This window comes from Kitasatospora sp. NPDC050543 (genome assembly GCF_044457565.1).
Lineage (GTDB): Bacteria > Actinomycetota > Actinomycetes > Streptomycetales > Streptomycetaceae > Kitasatospora.
The window spans coordinates 104,378-116,619 of record NZ_JBITGZ010000013.1 but is presented as its reverse complement, the minus strand read 5'-3'; the positions used below and the strand labels follow the sequence as shown (position 1 = coordinate 116,619).

Sequence of the window (12,242 nt, the reverse complement as noted above, 5' to 3'; positions counted from 1 at the left end):
CTCCGGGCGGCTTCCTACCGGGTCAGGGCGGGCTCCGGCAGCTCGGCGAAGACGCCCGCGAGGTGCTTCTCGACCACCGCCAGCGCCTCCTCGACCGGGAAGGTACGGCCCAGCTCGGTGGAGACCGAGCCGACCCCGGCGTCCCGGATGCCGCAGGGCACGATCCGGTCGAACCAGGTCATCTCGGGGTTGCAGTTCAGCGCGAAGCCGTGCATCGTCACGCCCCGCGCGACCCGCACGCCGATCGCCGCCAGCTTGCGGTCGTCCCCGCGCTGCCCGGCGTTGGACGGCGCGTACTCCGGGCCGGCCAGGCGCGGGTCGATGCCCAGCGGCAGGCCCATCCGCAGGGTCAGCCGGCCGATGTCCACCACCTGCGACGGGTCCACCACGGCGTCCGCGATGGCCTCGCCCAGGACCCAGACCCCGCTGCGGCCCTCGACCCGGGTGGTGTCCACGCCGAACTCGGCGCAGGAGCGGATCAGCGCCTCCTCCAGCCGGCGGACGTACGCGACCACGTCCATCGGCTCCGGCAGCTTGATGATCGGGTAGCCGATCAGCTGGCCGGGGCCGTGCCAGGTGATCTCGCCGCCGCGGTTGACCTCGACCACGGGGGTGCCGTCCAGCGGGCGGTCCTCCGGGTTGGTGCGGCGCCCGGCGGTGTAGACCGGCGGGTGCTCCAGGAGCAGCACGGTGTCGGGGATCTCGTCGGCGACCCGCAGGGCGTGCAGCCGCTGCTGCTCCTCCCAGGCCTCCTGGTACGGCACCGAGCCTTCGCCGATGCCCATGCGTACGAACCGTACGTTCTCGCTCACCGCTGCTCCTTGCCAGGCGTTCGAGACCAACCTCGCCACTGTACGCCTGACGGGGGACGAGTCGGTCAGGTGCCCGAGAGCAGTTGCAGGCGCAGGGCGAGCTGCAGTTCGAGCGAGCGCTCGGGGTGGTTCCAGTCCTGGCCGAGCAGGGCCTCGACCCGGTCCAGGCGCTGGACGACGGTGTTCACGTGCACATGCAGCTCGTCCTTGGCCCGGGTCAGGCTGCTGCCGTTGTCGAAGTACGCGCGCAGGGTGCGGACCAGCTCGGTGCCGCGCCGGGCGTCGTACTCCAGCAGCGGGCCGAGGGCGGCGGTGACGAAGCCGTCCACGTCGTGGCCGTCGCCGAGCAGCACGCCCAGGAAGCCCAGCGCCTGCGCGGAGGCGCCCTCGCCGGCCCGGCCGAGCACCCGCAGGGCGCGGACGCAGCGCAGGCCCTCGGCGTGTGCGGCGGCCAGCGCCACCGGCCCCGCGGCGGGGCTGCCGGCGCCGACGGTGACGGGGAAGCCGGCGAGCCTGGCCAGGTGCTCGGCGGCCCGCTGCGCGGCCCGCTGCGCGGCGTCGCCCGGGCGGGCGGTCGTGCCGTGACCGGCGGTGCTCTGCTGGGCGGGCACCGTCCGGGTGGGCCCCGATCGCCCGGACCGCCGCGGCTGCTGCGCGCCCGACGCCGCCGGGCCCGCCGGGCCCGCCGGGCCCGCCGGGCCCGCCGTGTCCGCTGCGGCGGACCCCTCCTCGGGCACCAGCAGGACGACGGCCTCCCCGTGTTCGGCGCTGATGCCGCGGGTGCCGAAGAGGTAGCGCCCGGCGGCCGCCGCCAGCCGGCCCCGGTCGGTGGCGCAGGCGGCCTCGGCGACCAGCACCAGGTGCGGGCGGCCGAGGTCCACGCCGAGCCGCCGGCCGCGGGTGACCAGGCCCGCGGGGTCGCGTCCGGGCGCGGTGAGCAGGTCGGCGAGCAGTTCGCCGCGCACCCGGTTCTCCGTCTCCGCGACCGAGCGGCGCAGCAGCAGGAGCAGCGCCGTCACCACGCCGGCCCGTTCGAACAGCCGCCGGTCGGCGTCGTCCAGCCCCGGCCGGCCGCGCAGCACCAGGCTGCCCAGTGGCTCCTGGCCGGCCAGCAGGACGCAGACCCAGCTGTCGCCGTGCCGCACGGCCCGGCCTTCGGCCCGGGAGGCGGCGACGGCCTCGGCCAGCGGCTCGCTCGGCGCCGGGCGCCCGGTGAGCGGATTGCCCTCGGCGTCGTGCACGGCTATCTCGCCGTCCAGCAGGGCGGCCACCTCGGCGGCGACGTCGGGCACCTCGGCGCCGCGCAGGACGAGATCGGTGAGCCGGTCGTGGGCCTGTTCGGCGCGCTGGACGGCGGTGGAGTGGGCGCGGATCAGGGCGTTGGCGGAGTTCAGCCCCTCCAGTGCGGCCCGGGTCTCGGCCAGCGACTTGGCGGTGTCCAGGGCGATCGCGGCGTGCGCGGCCAGCGAGCAGAGCAGGGCGACCTCGTCGGGGGAGAAGGCGCGCGCGGAGCGGTCGGCGGCGAACAGGACGCCGATCACCCGCCCGCCGAGCAGCAGCGGCACCCCGATGATCGCGACCAGGCCCTCGTCCAGGACACCGGCGTCGATCCGGCCGGTGTGCCGGAACCGTTCGTCGGCGCGGTAGTCGGGGGTCGCGTAAGGGCGGGCGGTCTGCGCGACCAGGCCGCCGAGCCCGTCGCCGAGGCTGAGCCGCAGGTTCTGGAAGAGCTGGGAGACCGAGCCGTCGGTGACCCGCATGTACGTGTCGCCGGCCTCCTCGTCGGGGAGCGTCAGATAGGCGGTGTCGGTGCCGAGCAGCAGCCGGGCCCGGCGCACGATCGCCTGGAGGACGGCGTCCAGGTCCCGGGAGGCGGCCAGGTCGCCGGCGGTGTCGAACAGGGCGGTGAGTTCGGCCTCCCGGCGCCGGTGCTGACGCAGTGTCCGGTGCACCCGCAGGGCCAGCCAGGTCGCCTCGTCGATCTCGGCGAGTGCGGCGGCCGGCGCACCCCGGCGGCGGGCGTCGGCGAGTACCTCGGCGTAGTCCTCGGTGGCGGCGCCGGAGGCGAGCAGGTCGAGCAGCCGGCGCAGCGCGGGGGCCGGGCCGGCGTGCGGGTCGTGCGGGTCGTTCATGCGGCGGCCGCCAATCCCCAGAAGTCTGGCCACAAGGACGGAAGCGCGATGGTACGCCTCGCGGCGCCCGGGGAGAGCCGCCGGCCGGCGCCCGCCGGGGGAGCGGGCGCCGACCGGCGGCCGGCGGCGCGGAGTGCCGGTCGCCGGCGGCTACGCGACGGCGGGCTTGCCCGCCGAGGGGGCGTCAGCGGCCGGACCCTCGGCGGGACTCGGGGCCGGGTCGACTGTGCCGGCCGGCTCGATCGTGCCGAGGTCCCGGCCGCGGGTCTCCCTGGCGCAGAGCACGGCGAGCACGGTGAGCACCGCGGCGATCGCCACGTACACCGAGATCGGCGTCGAGCTGCCGTAGTCCTTGAGGAGGGCGGTGGCGATCAGCGGCGCGGGGGCGCCGGCCGCGACGGAGGCGAACTGGGCGCCGATCGAGGCTCCGGAGTACCGCATCCTGGTCGCGAACAGCTCGGAGAAGAAGGCGGCCTGCGGCGCGTACATCGCGCTGTGGAACACCAGACCCACCGTCACCGCGAGCACCAGTGAGCCGAAGCTCCTGGTGTCGACCAGGCCGAAGAAGGCGAAGGCCCAGATGCCGACCCCCACCGCGCCCACCAGGTACACCGGCTTGCGGCCGACCCGGTCGGAGAGCGCGCCGAACACCGGGATCAGCGCGAACTGGACGGCGGAGGCGATCAGTACGGCGTTCAGCGCGGTCTGCTTGGGGAGGTGGACGTGGCCGACGGCGTATGCCAGCACAAAGGTGGTCATCACGTAGTACGAGATGTTCTCCGCCAATCGCGCGCCCATCGCCACCAGCACCTCTCGCCAGTGGTGGCGCAGCACGGCCACCAGCGGCGGCTGTTCGGCCGGCGCGGAGGCGTGCTGGGCGGCCCTGCGCGCCTCGGCCTGCGCCAGTGCCTGTTTGAACAGCGGCGACTCGTCCACCGCGAGCCGGATCCACATTCCGACCAGCACCAGCAGGGCGGAGAGCAGGAAGGGCACCCGCCAGCCCCAGGCGAGGAAGGTGGCGTCCGACTGGACGGTCGTCAGCAGCGAGAGCACGCCCGCTGCCAGCAGGTTCCCGGCCGGTGCGCCGCCCTGCGGCCAGGAGGCCCAGAAGCCGCGCCGCCGCTGGTCGCCGTGCTCCGAGACCAGCAGCACCGCGCCGCCCCACTCGCCGCCCAGGGCGAAGCCCTGGACCAGCCGAAGTGCGGTGAGCATGATCGGTGCGGCCACGCCCACCTGGTGGTACGTCGGGAGCGCGCCGATCAGCGTGGTCGCGCCGCCCATCAGCAGCAGGCTCACCACCAGCAGCCTCTTGCGGCCGATCCGGTCGCCGAAGTGGCCGAACACCAGCGCGCCGAGCGGGCGGGCGGCGAAGCCGATGGCATAGGTGAGGAAGGAGAGCAGGGTGCCGGTCAGCGGGTCGCTGTTGGGGAAGAAGACCTTGCCGAACACGAGCGCGGCCGCCGTTCCGTACAGGAAGTAGTCGTACCACTCGATGGTGGTGCCGATCAGGCTGGCGCCGACGACCTTCCAGAGGGGGGAGCTGGCTCTCGCTTCGTCGGGAGAACTGGCCATGGGTCCACCTGTCTACTACGGGGGCGGGGTGAGTGGGTGGCTCAGCGGGCGGTCCAGCCGCCGTCCACGGGCAGGCTGGCGCCGGTGATGTAGGAGGCGTGCGGGGAGCAGAGCCAGAGGGCGAGCTGCGCGATCTCACCGGGTTCGATCAGCCGCTTGACGGCGGTGCGGTCGAGCATGATCCGCTCGACCACCTCGTCCTCGGGGATCTTGTGGGCGAGCGCCTGGCCGGCGATCTGCCGCTCCACCAGCGGGGTGCGCACATACCCGGGGTTGACGCAGTTGCTGGTCACGCCGTGCGGTGCGCCCTCCAGCGCCACCGTCTTGCTCAGCCCCTCCAGGGCGTGCTTCGCGGTGACGTACGCGGACTTGAAGGGGCTGGCCCGCAGGCCGTGCACGGAGGAGATGTTGACGACCCGTCCCCAGCCCCGCCGGTACATGTGCGGCAGGGTGCGGCGCAGGATGCGGAACGGGGCCTCGACCATCACCCGCTGGATCAGGGTGAAGCGCTCCGGCGGGAACTCGTGCAGTGGCGCGACGTGCTGGAGGCCGGCGTTGTTGACCACGATGTCGGCGTCGTCCGGCAGGGCGTCCACGGCGGCCGGGTCCGCGAGGTCGGTGACGTGCACGACGCCACCGATCCGCAGGGCGACCTGTTCGGCCGCCTCGGCGGCCAGATCGACGACGTAGACCCGCGCGCCCGCCCCGGCGAGCGCCTCGGCGCAGGCCCGGCCGATCCCCGAGGCGGCGCCGGTGACCAGGGCCGTGCGCCCGTCGAGCAGGCCGGCGAGCGGGCCGGCGGGAGGCACGGGCGAAGTGGTGTCCATGGCCGAGAACGGTAGGAACCGGCGGGCCGCGGTCCTATGTGTCCGGCAACCACAGCACTCGTCAGGGATATGGCTTGCCCACCCATGTGTCCCGATCGGCGGGGTGCCGGGCGAATCGCAAACCCCCGTTGTCCCCTCTTCCCCACAATGGACGCCGTTGCTTCACCCGTTCGGAGGATTGCCCGGCCAGAACCGCGCATCGCGCCTGAATGCTCGCTACATTCACGCCGATTCCCGACAGGGGGCGCCGCCCCAGGCACCGGGGGACTGGTCGTGCCGGTGCGGCGCTCGAGAGGTGTTGACTGACTATGCCCCAACGGCCTGCAACCGACAGCCCGGCGTACGGACCGCTCGACCCGCTCGACCCGCACGGAGGGCCGGCCGGGCGGGCCCTTCCGGCCGCGCCCGACGCCCTGCCCGCCGCCCACACGACCGCTCACACCGCCGCCCCGGCGCACGTCGGCGGCATCCCGCAGCAGCCAGGCCCGCCGCAGCCAGGCCCGCCGCCCGCCGGGGCGGCGGGCGCCGCCGCACCCACCGCCACCTCGCCCATCCCCGGCGGGGCCACCCCCGGCCCGGCGGCCGACACCCCGTCGGTCCCGGCCTCGGTCTCGTCCTCCTCCCCGCAGAACGGCCAGCTGGCCGCCCTGATCGAGGAGGCCGGCTTCTCCCACGCCGGCCTGGCCCGCCGGGTCGACCAGCTCGGCCTGGAGCACGGCCTTGACCTGAGGTACGACAAGACCTCCGTCACCCGCTGGCTGCGCGGTCAGCAGCCACGCGGCGCCACCCCGGCGCTGATCGCCGAGGTCTTCACCCGCCGGCTCGGCCGCCGCCTCACCGCCCAGGACCTCGGCCTGGACGCCTGCGCGCCGGTCTATGCCGGGCTGGAGTTCGCCGAGACACCGCAGGAGGCGGTGGACATCGTGGCGAGCATGTGGCGCAAGGACAATGGCCCGCAGTCCGAGCTGCGCAAGATCGCCTTCACCCCGGCCGGCCTGGTGGTGCCCAGCCGGGACTGGCTGATCGGGCGTACCGAGGAGCGGGTCGCCCGGGACGGCTCGGTGCCGGGGCTGCTCGACCCCTCGCCCGGGCCCGGCGGCCCGCCGTCGGGCCCGGCAGGCGGCGGGGCGGCGGCCGCCGCGCCCGCGGCCCGGGCCGCGGGAGGCTCGCTCGGCCGGGTGCCGCTGCAGAGCCGGCGCCCGCCCGTCTCCGTCGAACCGCCGCTGAACGACCTGGGGCGCGAGCCGCGCCCCAGCCTGCGGGTCGGCCGGGGCGACATCGCCGCGATCCGCGCGGTCGGGGACCTGTTCCGCGCCCTGGACCAGGCCTACGGCGGCGGCCACGCCCGGCAGGCCCTGGTGCGGTACCTGGAGAGCGAGGCCGAGCCGATGCTGCGCGGCCGCTACGGCGAGCAGATCGGCCGTGCGCTCTTCGCGGCCGTCGCCGACCTGACCAGGCTGGCCGGCTGGACGTCCTTCGACATCGCGGCGCACGGCCTGGCGCAGCGGTACTTCGTCCAGGCGCTGCGGCTGTCCCAGGCGGCGGGGGACCGCCCGCTCGGCGGCCACGTGCTGGTCACCATGAGCCAGCAGGCCGTGCACCTCGGCCACGGCCGGGAGGCCGTGCAGCTGGCCAGGGTCGCCCAGCAGGGCGTGGGCACCGCCGGGCCCGCCTCCGTGCAGTCGCTGCTGCACGCCGCCGAGGCCCGGGGGCACGGGCTGCTCGGCGACGTCCGGGCCTGTACGACGGCACTGGTGCGCTCGGAGCGGGCGCTGGCCGCCGCCCGGCCCGGCGACGAGCTGCCCTCCTGGGCCCGGTACTTCGACGAGGCCCAGCTCGCGGACGAGTTCGCGCACTGCTACCGGGACCTCCAGCAGTGGCGCCCGGCCGCCCAGCACGCCGAGAAGTCGCTCCGGCTGCGTTCGCCCGCGTTCGCCCGGAGCCGGATCTTCTGCCGGATGGTGCTGGCCACCGCCCGGCTCGGGATGGGCGATCTGGACGAGGCCTGCACGATGGCCACCGACGCGCTGCGTGCCGCCGGCGAGATGCGTTCGGCCCGGACGCTGGAGTACGTCCGCGACTTCCATCGTCGCCTCGCCCCCTACCGGGGCAGCCCGGTGGCCCGGGCCTTCGAGGAGGCCGCGCGCCAGGCCGGCGTGATCTGACCGTGTGATCGAGCCGGTGCGGTCGGACCGGAGTGCTCCGGCCGATGCGGATACGGCCGGCGTACTTCGGCCGGTGGACTCCGACCGGAGCCCCGGGCCGCCGTTCCCGTCCGGGAGCGGCGGCCCGGGGCTCCGGTGTCCCGCCCCCGGGCGTCGGCGGGCGGGACGATGCGGTCGGCCGGATGTCGTCCTCCGGGGCCACCCGGGGACGGCGACCGGGCAACCGGGTGAGGAGCGGCCCGAGCAGGGCGAGGTCGGCCCGGTCCGGCTCGGCGGGGCCGCACCGTGCGGAGCCCGCCGGTCGCCGGCGCTACGCGGCCACCTCGGCCCCGCGTGCCGTGGCGGGCAGTCCGAGGTCCCGCAGGACGGCGTGCGCGGCCCGCCGGCCCGAGACCAGCGCGCCCTGGACACTGCTGGTGTCCCGGTGGTCCCCGCAGACGTACAGGCCGGCGAGCACCCGTACCGGCCGCCGGAGGTTGTGCGGCGGCGGCATGGCCGGGGCGGCGTCCGGCACATGGCGCACGCTCAGGAACTCCCAGCCCTTGGTGGCGGTCCCGTACAGTTCCGCGAGCCGGGCCCGCACCGCCGGTTCGAGCCCGGCGGGTCCGCCGGCGTCGAAGCTGCGGCGCCCCAGCACGGTGGTCGCGATCAGGGCCTGCCCGCCGGGTGCATAGGAGGGGTGCAGCTCGCTGAGCACCAGCGAGTGCGAGACCAGCGCCGCCGCCCCGCCGGGCCGGTCGCCGTCCAGCAACAGCACCGGCTCGCCGATCGGCGCGCGGTCGGCCGCGTGGTAGTACGTGGTGACGGGGTGGAAGTCGGGCAGTCGCAGCCCGGGCAGCAGCCCGGCGGCCGACCTGGCGTCGGTGGCGATCACCACGGCCTGCGCGCCGATGCGCCCGTGCGCGGTGGTCTCCACACCGTCCGCCGCGATCGCGGTGACCCGCACCCCGAGCCGTACCGTCCCGGGGGGCAGGGCGGCGGCCAGCTGGGCGGGCACGGCCGCGATGCCGTCGGCGGGCAGGCAGAGCCGGCCCCGGGCGTACGAGCGCAGCGCCAGGTCGGCCATCCGGCTGCTGGTGCCGAGCATCGGGTCGCTGAGCAGTGCGGCCAGCAGCGGCCGCAGGAAGCCGTCGACGGTGCGCGGCGAGAGCCCCCGGTCGTCCAGGGCGCGGGCCGCGGTGGTCTCGGGGCGGGCCAGCAGCCGGGTGGCCGGGGTGGCGCCGAGCCGGCTGAGCCAGCTGCCGAGGCGGGCCTTGTCCAGCGGGCTGCCCAGCGGCGCGCGCAGCGCCGCCTGACGGGCGGTGGTCAGGTGCGGATCGCCGGCCCGGTAGCGGCGCCCGGCACTGTGCACCAGGACGCCGGGTGCCAGTGGTCGCAGGTCCAGCCGGTCCAGGTCGAGCCGGCGGCGCAGCTCGGGGAAGGCGGTGTTGAGCAGGTGGCTGCCTTGGTCGAGCCGGAATCCGTCCAGGTCGCGGGTGGCCATCCGGCCGCCGATGCGCGCGGTGGCCTCCAGGATCTGGACGGTCAGGCCGTGGCCGGTCAGCGCGCGGGCGGCGGCCAGGCCCGCGAGTCCGGCGCCCACCACGACGACGTCCGGGTCGGACTGTCGGCGGGTGCGGCGGGTGAAGTCGTATGTGGGCACTGGCGTGCTCCCTCCCTGGTCCCGGAGCTTCGGCCGACGCAGACAGCGGGGTGCCGGGACACGGTCCGACGATGTGATGCCCAGTCAATGTGGGGATAAGACAGGCGCGTCGAGCGTGATGCGTCACCCTCCGGGAGGCGGACGGCGGACCCCGGGGTACCGTCACGCAGTGTGTGCGGGACCGGTGGATTCGCGCTCCTGCGGGCGCACACGGTCACCGGGGGCGCGCGGCGCGCCTCCCGTGTGCACCCGTGCGCCCCCGGCACGGGCCGGGTCGTCCGTATGCCAACCCGCCCCCTGGAGACCCGCCCGGCCGCCTCCGCCACCCCTCCGACCGGCATCGTCGGTGCCGGGCGGTGCCGCGGCGCCCGGGCGGCGTTCCTCAGAGCGCCGCCCGAACCGCCGAGTCCACATCCGGGTGCCGGAACCGGAACCCGGCCTCCAGCAGCCGCGCCGGCACCACCCGGTGACTGCCCACCACCTCGATCGCCAGCTCGCCGAGCGCCAGGTCGAGCGCGAACCGCGGCACCGGGAAGGGCGTCGGGCGCCCGAGCACCCGCCCCATCGAGGCCGTCAGCTCACGGTTGGTCACCGGCTCGGGCGCGGTCAGGTTCACCGGGCCGCTGAGGTCCGGGTGGTCGATGAGGAAGCGGAGCGCCGCGACCTCGTCGGCCAGCGAGACGAAGCTCCAGTACTGCTCGCCCGAGCCGAGCCGCCCGCCGAGCCCCAGCCTGAACAGCGGGAACAGCCGCCCCCCGGCGCCGCCCGCCGAGGACAGCACCAGCCCGGTCCTGGGGTGCACGACCCGAACCCCGGCCTCGGCCGCGGGCTCGGCGGCGGCCTCCCACTCCACGCAGACCCCGGCCAGGAAGTCCTGCCCGGCGGGTGCGCTCTCATCGATCACCCGGTCGCCGGTCTGCCCGTAGTAGCCGACCGCCGAGGCGCTCACCAGCACCCGGGGCGGCTCCTTCGCCTCGGCCAGCGCGCCCGCGAGCGTCCGGGTGCCGAGCACCCGACTGTCCCGGATCTCGCGCTTGTAGGAGTCCGTCCAGCGGTGCTCCCCGACCCCGGCGCCGGCCAGGTGCACCACCGCCTCCACCCCGGCCAGGCCGCCCTTGTCGACCTGCCGCAGCCGAGGGTTCCAGCCGATGGCGAGAGTCCCGTCGTCCTGCCGGCCGGTCCGCCCCCGATGCCGGACCAGCCGTACCACCTCGTGCCCGTCGTCGAGCAGCGAGCGGACGAGGGCGGTGCCGATCAATCCCGTTGAGCCAGTGACAGCGATACGCATGCGGCCATCCTCCCAGCCGGCGGGCCTTGGGAGCGGGGAGCCCGGCTGGCTAGCATGTCGCGCATGCATGACGACGATCTGATCATCCGTCCGGCCCGGCCCGAGGACGAGCAGCAGTTGGCCGACCTCAACCGCGCCGCCTGGTCCTGGCTGAGCGATGTGGCTCCCTGTCCGCCGGAGGGCACCGGGATGTTCGACGAGCGGCACACCCCCGGCCAGTACCTGCTGGCCCTGCTCGGCGGCCGGGTCGTCGGCTACGTCCGCCAGGTGCCGCCCACCCCGCTGGACAGCAACCGGCACGTGCGTCAGATCCAGGGCCTCGCCGTCGACTCCGACGTCCGGGGCCGGGGCGTCGGCCGGGCGCTGGTCGAGGCGGCCTGCGACGCCGCCAGGGGGGAGGGCGCGCGCCGGATCACTCTGCGCGTGCTGGGCCACAACGCGCCGGCCCGCCGGCTCTACGCCCGCTGCGGCTTCCGCGAGGAGGGCGCGCTGCCCGGGGAGTTCCTGATCGAGGGGCAGTACGTGGACGACATCTGCATGGGCCGCAGCCTGCTCGGCTGACGGGCCGCGCGGCTACTCGTCCGTAGGATGGCGAACCCCTGTCTGCGAGCGTCCCGCGCTGGGTACGGTACGGCGGTGAGCAACTCGACGCCGCCCGGCTGGTACCCCGTGCCGGGAGCAGGTCCGGACGGTGCGGCCACCCATGAGCGCTGGTGGGACGGCGGTGCCTGGAGCCACGAGGTGCGCCCGGCCCAGGGCGTCCGCCCGCCCACCGGGCCGCAGCAGCTCGCCGAGGCCCCGACCCAGGCCTGGGACGCGCCGGCCCAGCAGCCCGCGCCCATGCCCGCGCCCGGCTACGGCTACCCACCCGCGGGCTACCCCGCGCAGAACCTCCCGCCCGGATTCCCGCCGCCCGGCCACCCCCAGCAGACCCAGCAGCCGCAGGGCTACCCCGCAGGCGCGGGCTACCCGCCCGGAGCCGGCTACCCGACGGCCTCCCGGCCACTGCGCGGCGGCAGCGGCAGTGGCAGCGGCAACGCGGTGATCGTCGGCATCGTCGTCGCGGTGCTGCTGGTCGGCGCCATCATCGCCGCCCTGGTGGTGAGCAACGGGAACGACCCCAGCCCCACCCCGCCGAGGCCCGCCCCCACCAGCGGCGCCGCCTCACCCACGGCCACCGCCTCCGGCTCGCCCGGCCCCACCCGCCGGCCCAGCCCCACCGCGACCCCGAGCCCGACCGCCACCCAGCGGCCCACCGAGGCGCCGCCCGCCGTCTCCAGTACGGTCTCCGACCCGGTGCACGGCATCGTCGTCCCGGTCTTCACCGGGTGGACCCCCTCCACGCCCGGCGACTCCTTCACGGTGCACCTGTACTCCGGGCCCTACAGCTGTGCGGGCAGCGAATGCGTCCGGGGGCAGTTCTCGATCCGCAAGCAGGCCGTCTCGGCCAACACGGCGTCCGCCCGGATGGCCGCCGAGGCGGCCATCCCGGACTACGCCGGGACGATCTTCAGCGGGATGACCTCGCACAGCGACGCGGGCTCCGCGCCGATCACGGTGGCGGGCGTCACGTCCTACGCGGTGCGCTGGCACGTCACCAGCCCGTCGGGCGACGGGTACGTGATCGTGGTCGCGGCGCCGGCCGAGGGCGGCGGGTACGTCATCCTGGAGGGCGGCGTGGACGACGACCCGGCGGCGCCCCCGCCGAGCGTGCTCGACCAACTGCTCAGGGGCATCAGGAAGGACGGCACCGGCACGGGCACCGGCGTCTGACCGGGCGGGTGCGGGTGCGGTGCCGCCCGGC

The 12,242-nt window shown here is 75.8% G+C and carries 9 protein-coding genes; 3 read left to right on the top strand and 6 right to left on the bottom strand.

All coding sequences use genetic code 11. The features are described from left to right. Positions 1-14: 14 nt before the first annotated feature. The 4 genes from lipB to ACIBH3_RS18210 all read right to left on the bottom strand — a co-directional run bounded on the left by lipB (position 15) and on the right by ACIBH3_RS18210 (position 5,343). The gene (gene lipB, locus ACIBH3_RS18225) at positions 15-785 is read right to left on the bottom strand and encodes a lipoyl(octanoyl) transferase LipB (protein WP_396313072.1); all 771 of its coding nucleotides are present in this window, start codon (positions 783-785) and stop codon (positions 15-17) included. Positions 786-877: 92 nt separating this feature from the next. After that, positions 878-2,944, bottom strand: a complete 2,067-nt coding sequence (locus ACIBH3_RS18220) for a helix-turn-helix domain-containing protein (protein WP_396312983.1) — start codon at positions 2,942-2,944, stop codon at positions 878-880. A 150-nt stretch (positions 2,945-3,094) separates the two neighbouring features. Then, entirely contained in the window at positions 3,095-4,516 is a 1,422-nt protein-coding gene (locus ACIBH3_RS18215) for an MFS transporter (protein ID WP_396312982.1), read from the bottom strand. Between the two features lie 41 nt (positions 4,517-4,557). Next, positions 4,558-5,343, bottom strand: coding sequence for a 3-hydroxybutyrate dehydrogenase (locus ACIBH3_RS18210; protein WP_396312981.1), 786 nt, complete (start codon positions 5,341-5,343; stop codon positions 4,558-4,560). A gap of 308 nt (positions 5,344-5,651) precedes the next feature. Here ACIBH3_RS18210 and ACIBH3_RS18205 point away from each other — a divergent pair, with 308 nt between their 5' ends. Further along, complete coding sequence (locus ACIBH3_RS18205) at positions 5,652-7,508, top strand: regulator (protein ID WP_396312980.1); 1,857 nt, start codon at positions 5,652-5,654, stop codon at positions 7,506-7,508. A 310-nt stretch (positions 7,509-7,818) separates the two neighbouring features. On the opposite strand, the gene ACIBH3_RS18200 is transcribed toward ACIBH3_RS18205, so the two are convergent. Both ACIBH3_RS18200 and ACIBH3_RS18195 read right to left on the bottom strand, forming a co-directional pair. Continuing rightward, positions 7,819-9,150, bottom strand: a complete 1,332-nt coding sequence (locus tag ACIBH3_RS18200) for an FAD-dependent oxidoreductase (RefSeq protein ID WP_396312979.1) — start codon at positions 9,148-9,150, stop codon at positions 7,819-7,821. Between the two features lie 382 nt (positions 9,151-9,532). Then, entirely contained in the window at positions 9,533-10,438 is a 906-nt protein-coding gene (locus tag ACIBH3_RS18195) for a TIGR01777 family oxidoreductase (RefSeq protein ID WP_396312978.1), read from the bottom strand. 63 nt (positions 10,439-10,501) lie between these two features. Between ACIBH3_RS18195 and ACIBH3_RS18190 the strand changes: the two genes are divergently transcribed. After that, a complete protein-coding gene (locus ACIBH3_RS18190) occupies positions 10,502-10,999 on the top strand; it encodes a GNAT family N-acetyltransferase (RefSeq protein ID WP_396312977.1) in 498 nt (165 codons plus the stop codon). 75 nt (positions 11,000-11,074) lie between these two features. Beyond that, entirely contained in the window at positions 11,075-12,211 is a 1,137-nt protein-coding gene (locus ACIBH3_RS18185) for a DUF2510 domain-containing protein (RefSeq protein ID WP_396312976.1), read from the top strand. The last annotated feature ends 31 nt before the right edge of the window (positions 12,212-12,242 follow it).